Source organism: Cellulophaga sp. Hel_I_12 (assembly GCF_000799565.1).
Lineage (GTDB): Bacteria > Bacteroidota > Bacteroidia > Flavobacteriales > Flavobacteriaceae > Cellulophaga.
Window position 1 is genome coordinate 2639556 of record NZ_JUHB01000001.1, and the last position, 23090, is coordinate 2662645.

Annotated in this window: 15 protein-coding genes; 6 read left to right on the forward strand and 9 right to left on the reverse strand. The window is 35.5% G+C overall.

Annotated features, from left to right (window positions below; genetic code table 11):
• Window positions 1-266 precede the first annotated feature (266 nt).
• On the forward strand, window positions 267-1319 hold the full coding sequence (gene thiL / locus GQ45_RS11445) for a thiamine-phosphate kinase (RefSeq protein ID WP_047418034.1): 1053 nt from the start codon (window positions 267-269) through the stop codon (window positions 1317-1319).
• Window positions 1320-1597: 278 nt separating this feature from the next.
• On the opposite strand, the gene GQ45_RS17885 is transcribed toward thiL, so the two are convergent.
• Window positions 1598-1849 carry a hypothetical protein gene (locus GQ45_RS17885; RefSeq protein WP_081980915.1) on the reverse strand — a complete coding sequence of 84 codons (252 nt, stop codon included), beginning with the start codon at window positions 1847-1849 and terminating at the stop codon, window positions 1598-1600.
• A 265-nt stretch (window positions 1850-2114) separates the two neighbouring features.
• Here GQ45_RS17885 and brnQ point away from each other — a divergent pair, with 265 nt between their 5' ends.
• Both brnQ and GQ45_RS11455 read left to right on the forward strand, forming a co-directional pair.
• Window positions 2115-3413: a branched-chain amino acid transport system II carrier protein gene (brnQ, locus tag GQ45_RS11450; RefSeq protein ID WP_047418038.1), complete on the forward strand. Its 1299-nt coding sequence runs from the start codon at window positions 2115-2117 to the stop codon at window positions 3411-3413.
• 271 nt (window positions 3414-3684) lie between these two features.
• Complete coding sequence (locus tag GQ45_RS11455; RefSeq protein WP_047418041.1) at window positions 3685-4284, forward strand: fasciclin domain-containing protein; 600 nt, start codon at window positions 3685-3687, stop codon at window positions 4282-4284.
• Between the two features lie 170 nt (window positions 4285-4454).
• Here GQ45_RS11455 and GQ45_RS11460 read toward each other — a convergent pair whose 3' ends face one another.
• From GQ45_RS11460 to GQ45_RS11470, 3 genes are read right to left on the reverse strand one after another with little or no spacing between them, the layout of a single operon-like run.
• Window positions 4455-5036 carry a tRNA-(ms[2]io[6]A)-hydroxylase gene (locus GQ45_RS11460; RefSeq protein ID WP_047418044.1) on the reverse strand — a complete coding sequence of 194 codons (582 nt, stop codon included), beginning with the start codon at window positions 5034-5036 and terminating at the stop codon, window positions 4455-4457.
• Between the two features lie 9 nt (window positions 5037-5045).
• Window positions 5046-5855 carry an amidohydrolase family protein gene (locus GQ45_RS11465; protein WP_047418047.1) on the reverse strand — a complete coding sequence of 270 codons (810 nt, stop codon included), beginning with the start codon at window positions 5853-5855 and terminating at the stop codon, window positions 5046-5048.
• A gap of 24 nt (window positions 5856-5879) precedes the next feature.
• Window positions 5880-7172, reverse strand: coding sequence for an aminopeptidase P family protein (locus tag GQ45_RS11470; protein WP_047418050.1), 1293 nt, complete (start codon window positions 7170-7172; stop codon window positions 5880-5882).
• 172 nt (window positions 7173-7344) lie between these two features.
• Between GQ45_RS11470 and GQ45_RS11475 the strand changes: the two genes are divergently transcribed.
• Window positions 7345-10191 carry a sialidase family protein gene (locus GQ45_RS11475; RefSeq protein WP_052188206.1) on the forward strand — a complete coding sequence of 949 codons (2847 nt, stop codon included), beginning with the start codon at window positions 7345-7347 and terminating at the stop codon, window positions 10189-10191.
• A gap of 311 nt (window positions 10192-10502) precedes the next feature.
• Here the strand turns inward: GQ45_RS11475 and GQ45_RS11480 are convergent, their stop codons facing one another.
• Window positions 10503-14003, reverse strand: coding sequence for a TraB/GumN family protein (locus tag GQ45_RS11480; RefSeq protein WP_047418053.1), 3501 nt, complete (start codon window positions 14001-14003; stop codon window positions 10503-10505).
• A 69-nt stretch (window positions 14004-14072) separates the two neighbouring features.
• Window positions 14073-15131, reverse strand: coding sequence for a mechanosensitive ion channel family protein (locus tag GQ45_RS11485; RefSeq protein ID WP_047418056.1), 1059 nt, complete (start codon window positions 15129-15131; stop codon window positions 14073-14075).
• Between the two features lie 171 nt (window positions 15132-15302).
• Here GQ45_RS11485 and hemH point away from each other — a divergent pair, with 171 nt between their 5' ends.
• Window positions 15303-16334: a ferrochelatase gene (hemH, locus tag GQ45_RS11490; protein WP_047418059.1), complete on the forward strand. Its 1032-nt coding sequence runs from the start codon at window positions 15303-15305 to the stop codon at window positions 16332-16334.
• Window positions 16334-17713, forward strand: coding sequence for an MATE family efflux transporter (locus GQ45_RS11495; RefSeq protein WP_047418062.1), 1380 nt, complete (start codon window positions 16334-16336; stop codon window positions 17711-17713). The genes hemH and GQ45_RS11495 overlap by 1 nt, the downstream gene beginning before the upstream one ends.
• A 139-nt stretch (window positions 17714-17852) precedes the next feature.
• Here the strand turns inward: GQ45_RS11495 and GQ45_RS11500 are convergent, their stop codons facing one another.
• The 3 genes from GQ45_RS11500 to GQ45_RS11510 form a co-directional block, all read right to left on the reverse strand.
• On the reverse strand, window positions 17853-21011 hold the full coding sequence (locus GQ45_RS11500; RefSeq protein ID WP_047418065.1) for a S41 family peptidase: 3159 nt from the start codon (window positions 21009-21011) through the stop codon (window positions 17853-17855).
• A 136-nt stretch (window positions 21012-21147) separates the two neighbouring features.
• Window positions 21148-22149 (reverse strand): Ig-like domain-containing protein, encoded by a 1002-nt coding sequence (locus tag GQ45_RS11505; protein WP_047418067.1) that lies wholly within the window; start codon window positions 22147-22149, stop codon window positions 21148-21150.
• Between the two features lie 165 nt (window positions 22150-22314).
• A complete protein-coding gene (locus GQ45_RS11510; protein WP_047418070.1) occupies window positions 22315-22830 on the reverse strand; it encodes a membrane protein in 516 nt (171 codons plus the stop codon).
• Window positions 22831-23090 lie beyond the last annotated feature (260 nt).

Sequence of the window (23090 nt, forward strand, 5' to 3'; positions counted from 1 at the left end):
GTTTATGTCTCATCTTTCCATATTTCCTAACATTATTATAACTAATAAGGTAATAAAGTTTTTCTATTTGTTGAGCCAAAAGTCCAAAGATTTCGGTACTACCTGTGTTGTGATATAAATTGTTCGTAAAGTTTGCATTTGAGAAGTATGTATAACGCAATTTAGAATCTCCTACCCTTTAAGGCCCTGAAAGCTTTTGCATAAATTAATTAAAAACTTAAAAAACAAGCTTTAGTATTTAAATTCTTTCGATGTATTTTTGCAGTATGATAGAAGATAAAGAACAAAAAAGAACCAGCTTAAATGCCTTAGGGGAATTTGGATTAATAGATCATTTAACTAAAAATTTCACCATCCAACATACATCTACCCTAAAGGGTATTGGTGATGATGCGGCAGTCTTAGAATTTAAAGACAAAATGATGGTTGTTTCTACTGATTTATTGGTCGAAGGTGTTCATTTTGATTTGAGCTATATGCCCTTAAGGCATTTAGGGTATAAAGCAGTCATGGTTAATTTATCGGACATCTATGCCATGAATGCTGTAGCTACCCAAATTACCGTATCAGTGGCGGTATCTAACCGATTTCCTTTAGAAGCTTTAGAAGAATTATACGATGGCATTGCGCTGGCCTGTACAAAATATAATATTGATTTAGTAGGTGGCGATACAACATCTTCTAAAACTGGTTTGTTCATAAGTGTTACGGCTATCGGTGAAGTAGATAAAGAAGATATTAGCTACAGAAGTGGTGCAGAAGCTCAAGATTTATTGGTGGTTTCTGGAGATTTAGGGGGTGCTTTTATGGGCTTACAAGTTTTAGAACGCGAGAAAGAAGTTTTTAAAGTAAACCCGAACAATCAGCCCGATTTAGAACCCTATACCTATATTGTGGAGCGCCAATTAAAACCGGAGGCTCGCAAAGACATTGTAGAAATTTTACAACTTTTAGGTGTAAAACCTACAGCAATGATTGACATAAGCGACGGACTTTCATCTGAAATTTTACATTTATGTAAAAGTAGCCAAGTGGGTTGCGATGTGTATGAAGATAAGTTACCGCTAGACCCGACCGTAATTTCTTCGTCTGAAGAGTTTAAATTAAACAGCACTATTGCGGCCTTAAGTGGTGGCGAGGATTACGAATTACTTTTTACGATTAATCAGAAAGATTTTGATAAAATAAAAGGAAATCCAAACTTAACGGTTATTGGTTATATGACAGATGCATCGCAAGGGGCTAATTTAGTGGCTAGAGGTGGCTCAAAAGTGCCTTTAACTGCCCAAGGTTGGAACTCATTTTCGGGTGAGGATTAAGCTATGTTTACCATCATCAGCGGCATTTTAAAATTTAGGCGACAAATTTCGGAGATAGAGTGAACCGATGTCCAGTGTCATGAAAATCAGTACATTTTCATGTAGTACTCTGTAATTATTGCAAATAGCAAGAACTAAAAATTCCCGAAAACAAATAGAAATCCTAACTTTTTTATCCAAGGGCAGCGGATAAAAAAGGGCATAGGCTCCAAATATTCTCAGGAATAAATATAGAATTTCTAAATCATTTAGGATCGAAATTCACTTGCCAAGCATAATTACGCCACTTGCTGTGACGAACGATGTCTTTTTTGATATAAATTTTGAAGGGTATTGTTGATGTCTTGCAACTCTGGTGTTAGTCTTGATAAATTACCATTGGCATCCGTGGTAACTTCTTTTTGACAATGAATACATTTGTATTCTTTTATATGAGAGGTTATTTTCTTAGATACAGAATAATGGTGTCCGAATATTGAACAGCAGGCAGCATTAAATCTAGAGCCACAGTCAGAAAGTACTTTTTTCATACGTTAAGTTTTAGTGATGCAAGTAAGTTTTGGGAACTTAGGTAATGCACTTTGGTTGGTTGAATAGTTGGTTTAATTTTCTCAAAACAAAATAGAATTTTTATTTTAGAACGCCACTTTGCATCTTTTTATTGAATTCTACTCTATTTTTTCGTTGAATGGACGATACAAACCTTATTTTTTCGATAAAATACCAAAATCATCGTCAAAAAACACGTTTACCCTAGGTTAAAATCTCCTATCTTTCGCGTTTATTTTTTGACCTATGAAGAACCATAAAGAAATACTAGTTACCGCATTTGCCTTATTTTCTTTATTTTTTGGTGCAGGCAATTTAATATTTCCACCATTACTGGGCTTTCAATCCGGAAATATGTGGTGGTTGGTGGCTTTGGGTTTCTGTTTATCTGCGGTCTTAATTCCTATACTTGGGATTCTAGCACATGCCAAATTACAAGGCACTATTTTCGATTTTGGAAAAAAAGTATCGCCCACATTTAGTCTTATCTATTCTGTTATTATTTATGTTATCTGTGTTGCGCTACCTTCGCCAAGAACTGCTTCGGTAACCCATGAAATTGCAGTTTTACCTTTTTTTGATACACCCTATATCCTGACTAGTATCATTTATTTTATTTTAGTGTTTATTTTTGTGATGAACCGCAGTAAAATTTTAGACCTGTTAGGTAAGTTTTTAACCCCTACGATCATACTTATTCTCATTGCGATTATTGCCATCACCTTAGGTACTATTGATTTTAATTTTGGTACAACAGTATTTGAGAGTCCCTTTACCCATGGTATTCAAGAAGGGTATCAAACTTTTGATGCCATTGCAGCTATCGTTGTTGGCGGTGTTATTATTGTATCTATAAATTTAAAAAATAAACATGCTACCTACGAAGATAAAAAAGTACTGATACGAAAAGCAGGATGGTTAGCGGGTTTGAGCTTGTTTTTGATTTATTTGGGACTAATCCTTACGGGGGCACTTTTTTATGATGATTTTGATGCTACTATTTCAAGAACGGCTCTTTTAAGCGGTATTAGTTTAAAAACACTGGGGAATACTGCTAATTTATTAGTGAGTATTTTGGTTAGTTTGGCCTGTTTTACCACCGCTGTTGGGGTGGTAGCAGGAACATCAGATTTCGCAAAATATCTTTTCAAAGGTTCTGATAAAGCCTATTTAATCACAGCAATTTTGGGATGTCTTTTTGGGATTCTTATGGGGCAATTTAATGTCAATATGATTATAAATATTGCGATTCCTGCTTTGATGTTTATTTACCCTATTACGATTATTCTAATTCTTTTAAATGTAGTTCCCGATAAATTCGGTTCAGTTTTGGTGTTTAGAACCGTGGTAATTACCACTATTATATTTAGCGTTCCTGATTTTTTAAACAGTATTGGTAGTCCTCTTGCATCTGAAGGGGGAATACTCGAATGGATTCCTTTACAAAAATATAGTGTAGGTTGGGTATTGCCAGCTGTATTGAGTTTTATCGTGGTCAATGTAATCCCTAGTACCAAGAAAAAAGAAGTGCATAATCCTAAGTAATTTTCATTGATTACTTCAGCAATCTTCGACCTACTCCTCAAAAAAAGCAGACTAAATTTGAGGAGGTTTTATTGTGGTATACCACTAATTGCATGTCTTCAGTTTTAAGGTCAAAATACCTATTCCCTTAGCCTTCAAAAGCAAATCACTTTTAGCATGTGATCTCATAAAACTTTCATTTTACGGGATAAAAATCATAAAAATAAAATAAAAAACAAACCCTAGTCATGAATGCCTCGTAGGTAAGGCATAAACAATTAAAAAACTACAAATGAAAACAATTAAAATTTTAAAATCGCTAACACTTGCTATTGCTTTAATAACCATGAGTTCTTCTTTTGCGCAAGATACTATGATGAAAAAAGATAAAAGTAAAATGAGTATGGACACCAAAATGGTAGGTGGAGCTGAAATGTATCCTTCAAAAGATATTATTGCTAACGCAGTGAATTCAAAAGATCACACAACATTAGTTGCAGCAGTAAAAGCAGCTGATTTAGTAGCAACACTTCAGGGTGAAGGGCCATTCACTGTTTTTGCTCCAACGAACGCCGCATTTGAAAAATTACCGGAAGGCACCGTAGCAAACTTGTTACTGATGGAGAATAAGAAAACACTACAAGCAGTGCTTACCTATCACGTAGTTTCAGGGAACTATAGTGCAGCTGATATTGTCAAAGCGATTAAAAAAGGAAAAGGAAAGGCAGAATTTACTACCGTAAATGGCGCAAAATTAACCGCTATGCTAGACGGTAAGGTGGTTAAACTCATAGACAGCAGTGGAACACTTACCTCCGTTACTATTGCCGATGTTCATCAATCGAATGGCGTTATTCATGTGATTGATGCGGTAATTCTTCCCGCAATGTAGGGCGTGAACCAAAATAAAAAATAAAGTCGTTTAAAAAAGAAGTCTTTTTTATTTTCAAACTTCCATTTAATGGATGTGAATTTAAGGTCTTGTTTAAACGACTTTTTATGCCTTTGTAAAACTATTTAAAAGTTTCTAGTTGTGCCTGCACCTATTACTAGTATACTTTTTTACCCATGTATACTTTCGGATTTTCCATAATTTTTTATGATTTCTCCTTCAGCAACCAATAAATCTTTCCATTGTTTATCCACGTCAATTCCTTGACCATATTTTCTAGCAAAACCTAAAAACGTAGTGTAATGCCCAGCTTCGCTAATCATTAATTCTCGGTAAAATTTAGATAATTCTTCGTCCTTTATATTTTCAGAAAGCACTTTAAAACGCTCACAACTACGCGCTTCGATCATAGCAGAAAATAGCAAACGATCTACTAGCGCTTGCTGGCGATTGCCTCCCTTAATTCGGATTTTAAATAATTCATTTACATAACTATCTTTTCGTTCACGACCTAGTGTAAAACCTCGTTTCTTAATAATATCATATACCATCTGAAAATGCGCTAACTCTTCTTGGGCTAACAATAACAAATCAGTCACCAAATCGGTTAGTTCTGGATTGTGGGCAATAATAGAAATCGCGTTTGTAGCTGCTTTTTGCTCACACCAAGCGTGGTCTGTTAGTAATTCTTCTAGATTACCTTCCACTAAAGTTGCCCAACGAGGGTCTGTCACTAATTTCAATCCTAGCATAATTATTTTTTAAAGCTTAGAGACATCTATTTTGTAGAGTTCAGCCGCATTTTTCCATAAAATTAGTTCTTTTTTATCCTCCGGAATATTTAAGTTTTTCATGAATTTTAAATACGATTTCATATTAGAAATAGGCCAATCGGTGCCATATAGCAAGTACTTTGGATTACCAGCATAGGTAATCATTTCCTCAATTCCTTTTTTCATATATTTTTCGAACTTACTAGAAAAATCTCCTAACACCAAGCCTGAAATATCGGCATATACATTTTTATTCTTGTACACTACTTCCATACAATCCTTAATCCACGGATTTCCTACGTGGCAAATCACAATTTTTAAATCGGGATAATCCACCGCTAAATCATCAATATGGATAGGATGTGAATATTTAATTCGCCCTGTAGGAGCATAGGTATCTCCAGAATGAAACATCACAGGAACATCATATTCCATAGCCATTTCATACACTACTTTAAATCGAATATCATTAGGGTAAAAAGGCTCGTAACCCGGATAAAACTTCAAGGCTTTTACGAGTCCATTTTGCAGATATTCTGCAATTTCTCGTAAATCGTGATGATTGTAATGCAAATAACTAATGCCCGCTACAACGCCTAGATTAGGTCGTCCTGCGATAGCTTCTACCACTTGTTTAGTACTTGGTCTGTGCTCATTTACTTTATACGATGTCAAGACCAGAGAATAATCTACTTTATTCTCTAGCATGGTATCCGTTAATTTGTTTAAACACTCGTCAAGTGAGACTACCCTGTCTTCGTGATAGTTGTTGATGTGTGTATGTACGTCGATAATCATTTTTTTCTAAATTTTTAAACCTATTTAGCTATTCATCAAACTTTCAATTTCTTCTATTTCAATCGGAATATTTGCCATTAAATTAAAAGGAGCTCCTTTTTCTTGGATCACTACATCGTCTTCCAAACGAATCCCCATTTTTTCATTCGGAATATATATTCCCGGTTCTACGGTAAACACCATATTGGCCTTCATAGGTGTTTTTAGGGCCCCGTAATCATGGGTATTTAAACCTATGTGATGACTGGTTCCATGCATAAAATATTTTTTGTAGGCGGGCCAATCAGGATCTTCATTTTGAATATCGGCTTTGTCGAGTAAACCTAGTCCTATCAACTCTGAAGTCATTAACTTACCTACTTCTTTGTGATATTCAGCCCAAATGGTGCCTGGTACTAACATTTTTGTAGCCTCATTTTTTACACGAAGTACGGAACTATAAACTTCTTTTTGCCGTGCTGTAAACTTTCCACTTACAGGAATGGTACGCGATAAATCGCTCGAATAATTAGCGTATTCAGCCGCAACATCCATCAATATTAAATCACCAGATTTACATTCTCTATTATTTTCAACATAATGCAACACATTGGCATTGTTTCCTGAAGCGATTATGGGGGTATAGGCAAAACCTTTTGATTTGTTTCGAACAAATTCATGCAATAATTCGGCTTCTATTTCGTGTTCCCAAACCCCCGGTTGTACAAAAGACAAAAGGCGTCGGAAGCCTTTCTCTGTAATATTGCAGGCTGTTTGCATTAAAGCAAGTTCTTCGGGTTCTTTAAGACCACGAATCTCTTGTAAAATAGGATTGCTTTTCGCGTATTGATGTGCTGGAAATTGCAATTTACATTTTTGAATAAATCGATCTTCTCGGGTTTGTGTTTCTACGGCTTGCCTGTAATGCTCGTTGGTATTAAAATAAATGGTATTTGCCTCGGTCATGACATCAAAAAATACTTTATCAAAATCGCCTAGCCAATAAATAGTTTCGATGCCTGAAATTTCTGTGGCTCTAGATTTTGTTAATTTTTCGCCTTCCCAAACGGCAATATGAGCATTTGTTTCACGAACAAATAATATTTCTCTGTGTTTTTTATCCAGTGCTTCTGGGAATAAAAGCAAAATGGTTTCTTCTTGGTCTGCACCTGATAAATAAAAAATATCTCTATGCTGTTCAAAAGGCATGGTACTATCCGCTCCAATAGGATACACGTCGTTTGAATTAAAGACAGCAATACTTTTAGGCAACATTTGCGCCATAAACTTTTTTCTGTTTTTTATAAATAAGGAATTCGGAATTACATCGTACTTCATAGGAAACTATTTCTATTTTAAAAAAATCTAACTTTTATTACTTGTTTTCTAATCGATTTTCACCAAAAATAAGAATTTATAAACAGACCAAATAAATGTGCCTTGTTATAATGCTATTTTTTTAGCTAAGATTTACTAACTTTCCCCACACTAACTTCAATTTGTTTCAAGCATGTATAAACCATTACTTTCTATTTTATTTTTTTCTGTTTTTTTAGGCTTTTCACAAATAAGTCCAACTTCATCAGATGTGGTTGAAAAAGCACTAGCGCAGAAAGAAAATTTAGCAAAAACATCTATCGTAAAAAATATTTCGTTTGATAATATAGGTCCCACCGTGATGAGTGGCCGTGTGGTAGATGTAGATGTAAATCCTGAAAATCCGATCGAATTTTATGTGGGCTATGCTTCTGGTGGCCTTTGGTACACGAATAATAACGGAACTACTTTCACGCCTATTTTAGACAATAGTCAAACTCAAAATGTAGGAGATATTGCTGTGGATTGGAAAAATGGTACTATTTGGGTAGGCACAGGAGAAAACAATAGCTCGCGCTCAAGTTATGCTGGTATCGGAATTTTGAAATCTAGTGATCAGGGTAAAAACTGGGAGCATGTTGGCTTGTCAGATTCTCATCACATAGGACGTATTCTGATCAACGAAAATAATCCTGAAGAGGTTGTTGTTGGTGTTACAGGTCATTTGTATTCACCAAACGAACAACGTGGAATTTACAAAACGACAGATGGTGGAAAAACATGGAAAAACACCTTATTCGTTGATCCTATGAGCGGTATTATTGATGTGCAACATGCACCAAATAATTTTGAAGTTATGTTAGCATCATCATGGACAAGAGACCGAAAAGCATGGGATTTTGTAGGTAGTGGGACTAATTCAGCGATATATAAAAGTATTAATGGTGGTGACACTTGGGAAAAAGTAACCACTGAAAAGAGTGGCTTTCCAACGGGTGAAGGTGTAGGTAGAATTGGTATCGCTATGTTTGATGAAAACACCATGTATGCCCTTCATGATAGTCAATTTCCTAGAAAGGAAGAACCTAAAAAAACACAAAATACAGGATTGACAAAAGAGGACTTTAAAACCATGAGTGTTGATGCCTTTATGAAGTTAGAAGATAAAGCACTTAACGATTATCTTAAAAATAATGGCTTTCAAGAAAAATATAGAGCGCCAAACGTTAAGCAACTCATAAGCAGTGGTTCTGTAAAACCTATTGACTTGGCGAGTTACTTGGAAGATGCTAATGCGGTATCATCTGGTACGGAAGTAATTGGCGCTGAGGTTTATATAAGCACTGATGGTGGTAAATCATGGAAAAAAACGCACGACGATTATATTGATGGTTTATATTCTAGTTACGGCTATTATTTTGGTGAAATTAGGGTAGATCTACAAGATAAAAACGGTATTTATATTTTGGGTGTTCCAATTTTAAAATCGAAAGATGCTGGTAAATCATTTACTTCTATAAGTAGAGAAAATGTGCACTCAGATCATCAAGCGCTTTGGGTTAATCCAAAAATGCAAGGCCATTTACTGAATGGAAATGATGGTGGTTTAAATATGAGTTATGATGATGGTGAAAATTGGACAAAATTAAATTCCCCAGCTGTTGGCCAATTTTATGCGATCAATGTAGATAACCAAAAGCCCTATAATGTGTATGGCGGATTGCAAGATAATGGTGTTTGGGTGGGTGCAAATAATGCCAGAGAAGACAAATCTTGGCACCAGAGCGGACAATATCCTTGGAAATCAATAATGGGCGGTGACGGTATGCAAGTACAAGTTGACAATCGCAATTCAAATATCGTCTATACAGGTTCTCAATTTGGAAATTATTTTAGATTAAATCTGGAAACCGGAGATCGAAAATACCTTCAGATAAAACATACTTTAGGCGAAACACCGTACCGTTTTAATTGGCAAACTCCTATTTTATTATCTTCTCATAATCAAGATATTTTATATTTAGGAGGTAATAAATTGCACCGTTCTTTAAATAAAGGTGACGATTGGGAAACTATTTCGCCCGATTTAACTACTGGTGGAAAACCAGGAAATGTAGCTTACGGCACCTTAACGACTATCTCAGAATCACCTTTTAAGTTTGGACTGATTTACACAGGAAGTGATGATGGATTAGTACATATAACCCAGAACGCTGGTGGAAACTGGGAAACTATTTCTTATAATTTACCTAAAGATTTATGGGTAAGTCGCGTAGTGGCCTCTAAGCACAAAAAAGAGCGTGTTTACGCGACTCTAAACGGCTATAGAAATGATAATTTTACGGCTTATGTATATGTAAGTGAAAACTATGGAAAAACATGGACAGCCATAGGAACTACGATTCCTGCTTCGCCAGTAAATGTTATTTTAGAAGACAGCACTAATGAAAATTTATTGTACGTAGGCACCGATAATGGCTTGTATGTTTCTTTAGACCAAGGCGCTTCTTGGAGTGTTTTCCAAAACGGAATACCCAATGTAGCGGTTCACGATTTGGTGATACAGCCCGAAGCAAAACACTTATTAGTGGGTACACACGGAAGAAGTATTTATAGAACAGATATTGCTAAATTACAACAGATGAATGCTGCAGTATTAGCTAAAAAATTTCACGCTTTTCCTATGGATAAAATTAAACATTCTAGTCGATGGGGAAGCGCAAGAGGTTCTTGGGGAAGGGCACAAACACCTGGGGTAGACCTTACTTTCTACGTGTCAAAATCAGGAATGTATGATGCTACGATAATAGCTGAAAACGGAATTTCAGTAAGTACCACGAGCATCAATGCTGATAAGGGTTTAAATGTACTTTCGTATGATTTGGCTTTTTCAAAATCTGGAAAATCTAATTATTTAAAACAAGTTAAAACAGAATTAGTAGAAGCTAATGATGGGAAAACCTATTTGCCAAAAGGAAAATATGAAATCCAAATTCAAGGTAACGGTACCAATGAAAAAATACCTTTTGAGATAGAGTAAGTTTAGAGGAAATCATGTAGGACAACAAGTAGACCTTACCTATTTTATACAGCAGTATTTTTTAGTGAGGTCTAGCTGTTGTCCTTATCTTTAAGGGATATTTGGGCAGTTGTTTTGTATGGAATACCTAACAAAGGTTTTGTGCTTTAACTTTTATTTTTTGGTATTGAATAGTTTGTTGGCGAATAAAAGTGTCATGACTGGTGACTAGGGTGTAGGTCTATTATTTTGGACCTGCAATACCACAGCTATATCAACTATCTAAAGACAAGTTTAATGCTAGAGATTCTAATAGGCGTACCTAAATAGCCTTAATACCCGAAACTATTGTCTTGATTTTCTCGATATACTTCGGCTCGTTTTCGATCTCGCAGCATAAATTCTTCAATAACAATACTTAGTATTTCCCCCTGGGTATCGGTATCTTCAATTCGGTAGCCATTGTTTTTATAGAAAGGCTTAGATTGTAGTTTTTTGGCTTTATCATAAACGGCTAAGTACATTTTAAAATTTTTAGTATCATCTTCATGTTTACGAAATTTATACGCATAGCCAATGTAAGTTTTGTCCCGATATTGAATAATTTTCTGGGCGACAAACTCAATGGAGTCTAAGCCAACAACTAAATTTTTATTTTCAAAAAGCTGTGCTTCGGCTAATGATTTTTGCGTTTTGTAGACCTCTGGAAAAGCAGCAAGTTGTCCTTGGGTCTCAAGTTTTTTAAATAGCAGGTTTCTGCTTTCTAACGCTTTAGCCAGGGCCATTAAATTCTTAGAATTTGCTTCATTTCTTTCAGAGGCTAGTAAGGCGGCTTTGGAGGTTTTAAGATCAGCATCAGTGACAAAATCTAATTTATCAAAAAATAATTGCACCTCTTTTTCCCTGATAAAAGGATACAATAACTGAATATAATCTTCTAAAACTGCAGTGTTCTTTGCCCCAGATAAAGTATTTAAATAAGAATTAGTATTTCTTTTGGGTGCCTTACCTAATTGTCTTTTAAGTTGAATTTTAGCATCATTCAGTATCTGATTTTTGTATTTTTTATAGATTTTTGGCTTGATCATTTTTTCTGACTTTAGTTTAGCTAATAAAGAAAAAATAGGAGATTTATATTCTTCGATTGTACTATAATCAAGTATTTTAGGGTATAATTTTTTCGCTAAAGGCAAACTATCCATATAGGGTTTAAAAATCTGATAGATTTCAAAACTACTCGATACTAGCGGCAAATCTACTGCCATTAAATCTAAAAGCTGTTGCGCGGCTTTATGTGTTTTTTTCTGGGCAATGGCTTGTAGCACCTTTGCTTGTGCTGTTGAATTATTATAGGACTGTTCGTAAAAATTAGTGTAAAATTCAATACTTTCAGAAGTATCTATTTCTGCCAACTCCTGAATAAGGTAGGCTTGAATAGTTTTTTGGGGTTCTTTAAACTCAAACTCTGAAATGTAATACTTTAAGGAATCAATATGTTTGGTATCGAAATTAATAAATGGATATCCGTTTAAGGCGATACTATCATTATTTCGCAAGGCTTTAAAGAATTCAGGAGATTTATCGGTCAATAAACTTTTTCCGATGAGCGTATCCATAGGCGTGAAATGATCATAAAAGTCAGTAATAAATTTACTGGGCTTGGCTGTGGTATCTATCACTGCTTTTATTTCATACAATAAACCATCTTTAAGCACATTTTTAATTAAAATTCCCCTAGTACTTGCGGTGTCGACTAAAGTTATTTGTAGTTCTTGATACCCTTTAGGAGACGTTTTAGAAACTTCATTGATAATTTTAAAAGTTTTATCACGATATAATTTTTTACGTAAAGACCAAATAGAGTCAATACTAGGGAACATTAAAAAGTCATGTGCTTTGTTCAATTGCACAGCTATTGCCTCATTATTATTATTTTGATAGACTGTTTTTTTATTGTATCCATTATACTCCTTAAGTTCTTTTTTGTTAAAATTAGTGCTATTTGCCACAAACGGAGGTGGCTTTACATTGCTTATGGTTGTAAAATACAGAGCGGTATCTTTTACTTTTTTAAATTTTTCTGGATACCTTGGTTTTGTAAGTTGTAAAGAATTAAAATAGGTCTCGGCTTCCGTACTGTCTGTAGTAACCATACCTAGCAAATAATAGGCTTCTCCTTGCAAAGTGGTGTATAAATGCAGTTTTTTAGCACTTAAAGTATCTAGTACAGCTGAAGACTCTAAGTGGTTATTTTTAAATGAATTATAACTAGCTTTTAGGTTTAATTTTTTATAAAATCTACGTTGAATTTGCTTTAGTTCAAAAGTATCTTCTTCAATAAAATTATAATCATGAAGTGTTACTTTTTTAAGAAACCGATAGGTATTATGTATACTGTCAAAACCCTGAATAAGTCTATTTCCGCTCCTAGAAACATTTGGAAAACTCGTATAGGCAGGCATATCTACTTCAAAATCTTTATAGCTAGAGCTGGTCTCTTTTATGGTATACAGTGGTTTTTTAAATTGAATACTATTAAAAATAGTGTCACCATATTGTTTCACATAATCATCATGGCCTCCCATTTTAAAAATTATAATTTCTAATGGTGTAATGTAAATTTGGTATCGTTGGTGTGCTCCGTTTTTAAGAATGTTTTTAATATCAATGCCTTCGACTCCGTTTCTAGTAATTCTAGTTTTTTGGATGATTTTTCCAGGAATGTTTTCAAATAAAAGTTCATCTATATCGTCAATGGTATAGGCTTTGTTATTTTTTAAATGCGAGAAGGTTGGAATTCTATTGGCGCTAAAAAAGCTGCCATTGGTTACATCAGGAGAAATGTAGAAAGTATTCGAAAATTCGGCGACGGGATACAATTTGTTAGGTAAAAGAATTGAAAATAAAACATCATCTACAGATTGTTGGGTATACCTATTTTGAAAAACTTTAGTTTCAAATTGAGATTTTAATTGCGAACCATTTTGACCAGTTTTAGAGCGTAATGGCTGTACGGTATATCCCTTAGCTCTCAGTAATTCAATTACGCCTAGTTTTCCAGGTAAATGAGCCGCACCTATACCCGTAAATACTTTGGCTTTCTGCAAGACTGAATCTAACTTTTTGACCATGTTTTCGTTGCGGATATACAACATGTTTCTTAAATAATGTTCGGTATATAAACCTTGGTCGATAGAGTCTAATAAATCAATATTTCGCTCTCTATAGGCGTCTTGTACGAGTTGTACATAGTCTTTCTGTTGAAGTTTTTTTTGTAACCATTCGGCGGGTTTTTCCTTGTATGCGTTGAAACTCGCACGACCTACTAAAATTGACGATTCTTCCACATCCTCAAGGGCAACTATTGGTTTTCCAAACTTTGCACCTGCTTGGTAAATAAACATATCTAAATAAGTGTCTTCTTCAAAATTTTGGGAATATTCGTCTGTTCGGTATAGCATGCCGTTTACCATTTGATCATCAAAACCAAGGTAGGCTGCGATTTCATCCTTTTCTGGGTGTGATAGTTCAAAGGCTCTGCTGTAAAAATCTTTGGTCATAAAACTTTCTCCAAAGTTAAATCCCATGGTCATGTCGTTATCGAGCCAGGTATTAGGGTTTGACTCTAAAGCAATAACGTCACTCTTAGCTAAGGCTTCATAAAATACATCATCTAAACGAAATGCAATTTTTTTACTTACGTGCATGGTGCCATACAAATAAGAACTCTGTTCGAGGCCATTCCCAGAAATTTCCCAGAGAAGACTATTTTTTTCTTGAGCATATACTCCGCTGAAAAGTAAAAGAATAAGAAGAGTGAGGAGTAATCGCATGCGTAAAACTTGATTTTGTTTTGGTTTGTAAGTCTCGAGTTTCTTATTTATAACGGCGCTATATTGAATCTATTTTTTCGTACCAGTATTTTTTATAAAAACACGTGTTTGTGCTAAACTTTCCGGATAATTTTTCTGTAAAAAAGATATTAATTTTTCACGCACAAAAACCCGCAAGTCCCAAGCAGTGGAAGCATCTTTAGCACTCATTAAAGCCCTAATTTCAACATGTTGAGGTTGTGAATTGGTTACTTGAAGGTTATTTACCTCGCCATCCCATAAATCAGTACTTTCGAGAACACGCGTTAGTTCTTCTCTAAGCGCATCAAAAGGTAGGTTGTAATCAGTGTATAAAAAAACAGTGCCTAAAATGTCAGAAGAAGTTTTGGTCCAATTTTGAAAAGGCTTTTCTATAAAATACGTGGTGGGGACTATTAAGCGGCGTTTATCCCAAATATTAACGACAACATAGGTCAATGTAATTTCTTCTATTCTACCCCATTCTTCTTCAACAATAACCACATCATCAATTTTAATGGGTTGGGCAATGGCTATTTGAATGCCTGCCAAAATGCTGCCAATCATTTTTTGAGCAGATAATCCAAGGATAATTCCTGCAACACCAGCTGAGGCAAAGATGCTTACACCAATTTCTCGAATACTATCAAAGCTCATTAAAGCAATTCCGACAGCGAAAATGACCAGAATAAAAATAACAATTCGCTCTAAAATATTGAATTGAGTATATATTTTACGTGCTTTTAAATTGTTTGTTGCGGATACGTCATAATTCGCAATTACTTTTTGTTTTATAATTCTGATGCTCGCAATTAACACCCAAGTAATTGCAAAAATGATGAGTAAGGTGCTAATTTTTCTGATCACAAAAGTAAATTCGTTGATACCTAAATTTCTGTGGATAATTTCTAATCGAACTAGAAGGGCAAGAAATAATATAAAAATCGGATAACTAATTCTTTTGATTCCCTTTTTATCGATTAAGTATTTAGGATTTTTACCAAAATGCCTTAATATTTGTATCGTAATAAATTGAAGTAGCACAATCAATACGATACTTCCTAAAAGGTAAAATAAGGAATTAGGTTCTTTGAAAAGATTAGAAAACATCTATAATTTGTTTTTATTTTTTGTCGCGTTGGTCTAAAATAGTACTTTCAAAATAAACTAAACTAAAAATTGACTTTATCTATACCTTCATCAAGAAAGAAATGATCTGTTTTAAAGATTATACTAACCGCATGTAGTATTTTTGTAATTGAAAAAGAAAAATTAAAGTAGATGAAAGGCATTTTATTAGTCAATTTAGGTTCTCCTGAAAGTCCCACTGCAAAAGATGTAAAACCCTATTTAGATGAATTTTTAATGGATGAACGTGTAATAGATGTTCCTAAAATTCTACGAAATATTTTGGTTCGCGGTATTATTTTGCAAACAAGACCTAAAAAATCGGCCAAGGCCTATGCAAAAATTTGGTGGGAGGAAGGTTCTCCGCTGATTGTTCTCTCAGAACGTTTTACAGACAAGGTACGTCAGCAAACCGAAATGCCCGTAGCTCTAGGCATGCGGTATGGCACCATGTCGATAAAAAATGCGCTACAAGAACTTAAAGATAAAGGGGTAGATGATGTTTTATTGGTGCCTTTGTATCCGCATTACGCCATGTCGTCTTATGAAACTGTGGTTGTAAAAACCATGGAAGATCAAAAAGAGTTTTTCCCGGAAATAAAACTAACCACCTTACCTGCTTTTTATAAGAATCCGGACTACATTAAAGTACTTTCTGAAAGTATTGCAGATGGCTTGAGGGATTTTGAATATGATCATATTTTGTTTTCATACCACGGAATTCCGGAGCGTCATATTAGAAAATCAGATCCAACAAAGTTTCACTGTAAAATGGATGGACACTGTTGTACCACAAATTCTGTGGCACATCACAGTTGTTATCGTCACCAATGCTATGACACTACCGAAAGTGTTAAGTCGTATTTAGGCCTACCAGAGAGTAAAGTCAGTGTATCGTTTCAATCGAGATTAGCAGGTGATCCATGGCTAAAACCTTATACCGATTACGAGTTTGAGCGATTGGCAAAAGAAGGTAAAAAACGACTAGCCGTCATTACTCCAGCGTTTGTTTCTGACTGTTTAGAAACCCTGGAAGAAATTGCGATGGAAGGAAAGGAGCAATTCGAAGAAGCTGGTGGAGAACACTACACGCACATTCCTTGCTTAAATGACAACGATGCATGGGTACGAGTGATGGCTAATTGGGTTAATACCTGGAAAGAAACTGGTAAACTACCAGCATAATGGCAAAAGTATCCGCAGAACAATTAGGTTCTGAGCCCATAGGGAAATTACTTATAAAGCAAGCGGTACCGGCATCCATAGGAATTTTAGTCATGTCGCTGAATATCCTTGTTGACTCTATTTTTGTTGGGAATTGGATAGGATCTATTGCTATTGCAGCGATAAATGTAGTACTGCCTGTATCTTTTTTTATAGGAGCCTTGGGGATGTCTGTTGGTATAGGCGGTTCTAGTATTATATCTCGCGCACTAGGCTCAAACAATCAAGCAAAAGCCTTAAAAACCTTTGGAAATCAAATTACTTTGACCCTTTTAATTACCATTACAATGGTAATTTTAGGACTTACGTATGTGGATAGTATCATACCCGCGTTCGGGGGGAAAGGTCGTATTTTTGAACCCGCTAAAATTTACTATACCATTGTCTTGTACGGCGTACCTTTTTTAGCGCTTTGTATGATGGGAAACACCGTTATCAGAGCAGAAGGAAAGCCTAAGTTCGCCATGATTGCCATGATCATTCCTTCGGTGGGGAACTTAGTGATGGACTATATTTTTATCTACGTTTTTGATTGGGGAATGGCAGGAGCCGCATGGGCGACAACCATTGGTTATGTTTTGTGTTTTGCCTATGTTTTGTACTTTTTTATCTCTAACAATTCCGAATTAAAAATCAATTTTTCACATATTCGTTTAGACTTTCCTATTCTAAAAGAAATTAGTTCGCTAGGTTTTGTAACCTTGGCAAGACAAGCCACTACAAGCGTGGTATATTTATTAATGAACAATATATTATTTGGTTTGGGAGGCGAAGCCATGGTGGCCGTTTATGCCATTATTGGTAGAATGTTGATGTTCGCACTCTTTCCAGTATTTGGAATTACCCAAGGTTTTTTACCTATTGCAGGATTTAATTACGGTGCTGAAAAGTACGAAAGGGTAAAAGAGAGTATTTATACCGCTATTAAATATGCTGCTATTTTGGCCACTGTCGTATTTATTGGCTTGATGATTTTTCCTGCAGAAATTGCTTCTTTGTTTTTAAGCAGTAAGGAAGGAATGCCCGCCGCGGAACTCGAAGTCAATACCTTTGTTTTGGAACACATCCCCATGGCCATGCGCCTGGTTTTTGCGGCAACACCTATTATTGCTTTACAATTAATTGGTGCTGCTTATTTTCAAGCGGTTGGAAAAGCAATTCCCGCATTACTGCTAACCTTAACTAGGCAAGGTTTCTTTTTTATTCCATTGATTTTAATTCTACCCCTGTATTTTGATGAGTTCGGAGTGTGGATAGCGTTTCCAATCGCCGATTTTTTAGCCACAGTGGTAACGGGTTATTATTTGCGAAAAGAAGTGAAGAAGGAGCTGGAGGTTTAGTTTTAGTGTTCAGTATTCAGTATTCAGTGTTCGGTAAGCAGTAGCAGTTGGCAGAATTAAAAAACATTAGATTAAATCGCCAAAATATCAAACCTACACTGTATGCTGCTAACGATTACAGCCTAATTTCTGGCGTATTTTAATTGTTGCCAAGCTGACTAAATATTTCTTCCAGTGCCTTATCTAATTGGGGCTGTTTTCCTTCTAACCTATCTTTGAAGTTTTCGGATACTTGAATGTCCGGTGCAACGCCAGTTTTCTCTAAATTATCGCCATCTAAAGTATAACATCCCCAAGACGGTAGTCGGTATGAAGAACCGTCCACTAAGCCTTTTGACGAAGTAAAAACAATCCAACGATACGTTTCTACGCCTATAATTTTTCCTAAGCCTAAGGTTTTAAACCCAGCAGCGGTCATTTCGGCATCACTTAATGATTGTTCGTTAATTAATAAGATAATGGGCTTCACCGCTGGAGCAAAATTAGGCTGCGATGCCATAGCGCCATTTCGGTATTTCCACTGCAAATAAGGTTTTTGAGATAAAAATTGAAGCACTTCATCATGAACATTACCTCCTGTATTATAGCGTAAATCTAAAATAATAGCTTCTCTTTGGTTGGCTTCAGAAACCATTTCTCTTTTAAAGTTTTCTAATTCCCCACCGCTCATGTTTTTCATGTGTATATAGGCCACTTTTTTATCGCTTTTAGCATCAATATACTTTTGGTTATTAGCCACCCATTCATCGTATAATAAAGTACGTTGGGCATTGCTTGAAATAGGATGTACATTCACTTTAATTGCTGCCCCGTTTCTGTTAAATAACAATTCCATTTCATTGTCTAGTGACGCTTCTACAAAATAGGCTTCTCTATTTTTATCCGAAGTCACCTTTTCTCCATTAACAGCGATAAGCACATCGCCCTTTTGAATATTTTTACCTGTAATGTCTAGCGGACCATGGTGAATGATGCTCGTTATTTCAAACGGGTTTTCGTCCGAAAAAATTGCGCCAATAGCATTGAAGGATGAGGTATAAAACTCGTTTTCTTCTTTTCCACTAGAATTAAATCCGAAGTGTGAGGTATTTAATTCGCCCAACATATCATTAAAAAGTACTCGTAATTGCGCTCGGTTTGTTAAATAGGGTAAATAGTGGGCATATTTTTCTTTTAGCGCTGACCAATCTTCACCATGAAAATCTTGATCATAGAAATTCTCTTCGAAACCTGCCCAAGCTTCCATAAACATCTGGTTAAATTCTTCGGCTAAATTTTTTCGAAAGTTATGGTCGATATCAATTTTTTCTAATTTGTTTTTTTCAATATCCAAACTATGTATACTGCCATTTGCCAATAAAAAATAGTTGTCTTTTGATTGGGCAATTTGGTAATTGCGAATTTTTTCATCACTAACTTTTTCTATTTTATTTTTCTCAAAAGGAGTGATGACTGTTTTCCAAAGTTTAGAATCGCCTTCATCGTGATTGCTTAAGTAATAAACGTGTGTAGCTTCTTTGGTGCGAATGGTAAACGGACTTTCTTGAATTCCAAAAGACGGACTAATACTTTCTATCCTTTGCATGATTTCATCAGGATTGATGCTAATTTTAGAAGGTGCTGTTGTTGCTACTTTTTCTTTTTTAGTTCCCTTTTTTTCTTCTGCCTTTGGCTCGTCTTTTTTGAAAAGTGCTGTATATTTTTCAGATTGATAAGGATTTTCAAATTTATCCAAAGGCATTTTGTAAATCTGAGCATCTGGTACGCCATATGGGTAGCTAGGTTTTACCAAATTCGATGAAAAGTATAGCTGTTTACCATCTGGCGACCAAACAGGTTCGGTCTCTGTAACTCCAGTTTGTGTTAAATTCATAATTTTTTTATCTGCCAAACGGATCACAAAAACATCATGTTCAAAATTTCGGTACGCATTGTAAACGATGTGTGTGCCATCTGGCGAAAACCTAGGCTGTGGTGCGTATAAAGCCCAAAATTCATCAGTTACCAGAACATCACTCTTATAAGTTTTGAGGTCGAGTAGGCGAAGTTCATCTCTACCACTAATATAAACTGCTTTTGAGTTTGTAGTATCTAATTGAATATTTACATCATTTCGAGCTTCGTTGGTGTGCTGTTTTTCTGTGTCGTTACCTATGGCAGCGATACTGAATATATTGCTGTAGCCCTGGTGAGTTCTGGTAAATAAAAGCGTGGTATTGTCTTTTAACCATTTAGCTTCTAAAACACGTTCTCCCGTTTTGGTGCCAATTGGTCTAGTAAATTTACCTTTGTTATCACTCACAAATAAGGTACCTCTCGAAACAAAGGCTATTTTTTTTCCGTCTGGAGAAATATCAAAATGGGTAATGGTGTTGGAAACTTTAAAATCTTGATTTTGATTCAAAGTATTGTTGATAGGCATCAAGATATCTACCTTTTTGGTGGTTTTTAAGGCCACATCATATACATACAATTGATAATCTTTTTCAAAAACTACTGCTTTGCCATTAGCGCTGGCTTGTGGTCTTCCGATAGAAGTTTTAAAGCTCGTTAAGCCAATTTTAGTGGTATTATTAAATGTAAATAAATTGTATTCCCCCGTATGTTCATCCGATACAAAATACAACTGCCCGTTTTGGTCGAACGTTGCCCACATGTCTTTACCTTCATACGTTGTATATTCCTTATAAACCTTGGTTTTGGGGTTATATGATTTTATATTCGGATTGTACGAGCCTTTATAGCGCTTCCGATGGGTGAAATTTTTACTTTCCCAGCTTTCGTTAAAAAATAGTTCTTCGGTTTTGGGTTGTGCGGCTATGTTATGGGTGGTATTAAAGTAGTGCGAAAACAAAGCTTTTGGAGTGCCTCCGATTTTAGAAACCTGATACCCAGCGTATCTGTTATTTCTTGAAGAGGTAAAATAAATGGTTTCGGAATCCCAAGACCAGCTATCAACTTCATCTGAAGCATCATGAAAGGTAAGTTGATTAATGGCACCGCCATTTAAGGGCATGACATATATGTCTTTATTTCCAAACTGACTTGATGTAAAGGCCAGCCACTTGCCATCTGGGGAAATTCTAGGCAGACTTTCTTCTCCATCCATAGCTGTAATCCGAACCGCAAGGCCACCACGGGAAGATACTTTCCATAAATCGCCATCATAGGCGTAAATGATGGTTTCTGCATCGGGGGATAGTGTAGGGTCTGATAAAAAATAGGCTTCTTGAGCGCTAGTGTTTTGAATAAAAAGAAAAGAAAAAACGACAACGGATAAAGTAAAAAGTGCTTTCATTTAGGAAGTGCTAAGGTTACCTGTGAAAGATACAAAAAAAGTTGTTTTTTAAATTGGAATAAAAAGGAGTAGAAGTATGTGCTCTCTTTCAACTCATATGTTCTCCTAAATAGAACGTTCTGTGAACGTATAGAGATTATTCTTTTTTAACGCGATAGGTAATTTTTCTATTGGTAATTGCACTTGCTCCAAATGTTAAACTTACCGTGCCATCATCACATAATCTGCTCGTATCGGTGAAAGCCATGCTGCATATAGAGGGTAGTGTACTTCCGCTATTATCCATAAACTGACCAATAATAATATTGCTGGCTAAGGCTGTTCTGAGCGGCGAAAAAGCAGGGGCCACCGTATAATTGACAGTAGTGCCATTTGCCGTGTAGCTTATAGTACCATTTAATGAATTATAGGCGATGCTGTAAGTGGCAGAATTGGGTAAAAAATTACCTAAACTTTGGGTAATTGTTAAGGGTAAGTTCGTAGAACCGTTTATCAAATTTAGAGTAATTCCTAGGGTGTTGGCACCAATATGGTAAACTCTGAAATTTCCTCCACTAACAATATCGGCCGTACCTTCTTGATCTCTATATTCAAAATCTAATTGAAAACTGGTAAAATTAAAAATACCGCCTGTATTAGGCACTACAACATCTAATCCCGCAGAACCTCCAGATGCTGTTGAGGGTATTCGTAAACCACAGGCGGTCTGGACCGCATTGGTATTTATCGATGTAGCATTAGGACCAATAGTTGCGGTAGTTAGTGGGGTTGAATTAAAATCGAATTGAGAAATTATGTTGTTTGGGCTACCATCATCGCAAACACGGTATTCAAAGGAATCAGTGCCTATAAAGCCTGGGTTAGGAGCAAAGGTAAAACTCCCATCGCTATTTAGAACAAGGCTGCCATTGGTTGGATTGCTTATGGGCGTTGTAATAACTGAGAGACTTCCGACACCATTAGCATCTGTATCGTTATGTAAAACTCCGTTTACCGCCGAAATTACTAAATCGTTATTGAATGAACCTACGTAATTGTCCGTGTTGGCCACGGGCGATGATTTCTGAGACCAAAGTGTTGAACTAGCTATAAAAAATAGCATCCTTAAGAAATATAAAATAGCTGCTTTACTTTCCATAAGGTCAAAAGTAGTAGAAAGCTAAGTATTTAAATAAAAATTGTTGCGAACTATTCAATACCTGTTGTCGACATGAAAAATTAGGCTTATAAACACATTAAAGCTTTGTTTTTCAAGTGTTTATTAGGGTAAAATTCTTACAAAATTGTTCTTCAGTTTTAGGATTTATACAAATAAAAGCACTAGTGTTAAAACAGCTCCCCCTAAGGCAAAGTATATGCCTTTTTTAAAGATTGGCATTTTTGGAGCGTACATCCAAAATGCCGATAAAACGAAAAAGAGAAGTGCTACACCAAAAAAGATGTTGAGATAATAAAGGGGACTTTTGGTTGATGCTTTATGCAATTTTTGCATTTTATCAAGAACAAAAGGAACTTCCATTGTTTTTAGTACCGCTAGTCCTGTTTGTTGATTATAGGTGCCATTCTCAAAATAAAAAAGATCGCCTTCTACTTTTTCTAGGCTAAGCTTCCTATCTAAAGCGGTTGCCAAGGCGTCTATTTTTAAATTAGATGGAAGGATGGTTTCCGTAATAACTTCCTTTTTTAAAAGCTCAGTTTTTCTGAAAATCAAAGTAATCCCGCTAATGGCATAAACCGCCATGATACCAGATAAAAAATACCCAAGATATCTATGAATTGCTCTTACTTGAAAGGAAAATGGAGTTTTTTTCGTGGCCATATTCAATACTTAATTTATGTTTTACATGAAATAGGAGTTTAAACGACAAGGTTCTTTACCTACTTTTTTAAAATTTGAAGGCAAAAATACATCATAATTATTGTTTTTAATCAATCTAAATAAAAATAATTTAAATAATTTATGAATGGCTATTCCTCAGCTAGAAAATAGCTTCTAGCGATTTTTTTAGGCTAGATTCTACCTAATATAAGAGCGTTAAGGATGAAAAAGTTTTTTTTAGGAAGCCAGCAAAAATACAA

Coding starts and splice junctions, on each gene's coding strand:
- GQ45_RS11480 (WP_047418053.1), bottom strand. CDS start 14,003: ATGCGATTACTCCTCACTCTTCTTATTCTTTTACTTTTCAGCGGAGTA.
- GQ45_RS11475 (WP_052188206.1), top strand. CDS start 7,345: ATGTATAAACCATTACTTTCTATTTTATTTTTTTCTGTTTTTTTAGGC.
- GQ45_RS11505 (WP_047418067.1), bottom strand. CDS start 22,149: ATGGAAAGTAAAGCAGCTATTTTATATTTCTTAAGGATGCTATTTTTT.
- GQ45_RS11495 (WP_047418062.1), top strand. CDS start 16,334: ATGGCAAAAGTATCCGCAGAACAATTAGGTTCTGAGCCCATAGGGAAA.
- thiL (WP_047418034.1), top strand. CDS start 267: ATGATAGAAGATAAAGAACAAAAAAGAACCAGCTTAAATGCCTTAGGG.
- GQ45_RS11455 (WP_047418041.1), top strand. CDS start 3,685: ATGAAAACAATTAAAATTTTAAAATCGCTAACACTTGCTATTGCTTTA.
- GQ45_RS11500 (WP_047418065.1), bottom strand. CDS start 21,011: ATGAAAGCACTTTTTACTTTATCCGTTGTCGTTTTTTCTTTTCTTTTT.
- GQ45_RS17885 (WP_081980915.1), bottom strand. CDS start 1,849: ATGAAAAAAGTACTTTCTGACTGTGGCTCTAGATTTAATGCTGCCTGC.
- GQ45_RS11470 (WP_047418050.1), bottom strand. CDS start 7,172: ATGAAGTACGATGTAATTCCGAATTCCTTATTTATAAAAAACAGAAAA.
- GQ45_RS11460 (WP_047418044.1), bottom strand. CDS start 5,036: ATGCTAGGATTGAAATTAGTGACAGACCCTCGTTGGGCAACTTTAGTG.
- hemH (WP_047418059.1), top strand. CDS start 15,303: ATGAAAGGCATTTTATTAGTCAATTTAGGTTCTCCTGAAAGTCCCACT.
- GQ45_RS11465 (WP_047418047.1), bottom strand. CDS start 5,855: ATGATTATCGACGTACATACACACATCAACAACTATCACGAAGACAGG.
- GQ45_RS11485 (WP_047418056.1), bottom strand. CDS start 15,131: ATGTTTTCTAATCTTTTCAAAGAACCTAATTCCTTATTTTACCTTTTA.
- GQ45_RS11510 (WP_047418070.1), bottom strand. CDS start 22,830: ATGGCCACGAAAAAAACTCCATTTTCCTTTCAAGTAAGAGCAATTCAT.
- brnQ (WP_047418038.1), top strand. CDS start 2,115: ATGAAGAACCATAAAGAAATACTAGTTACCGCATTTGCCTTATTTTCT.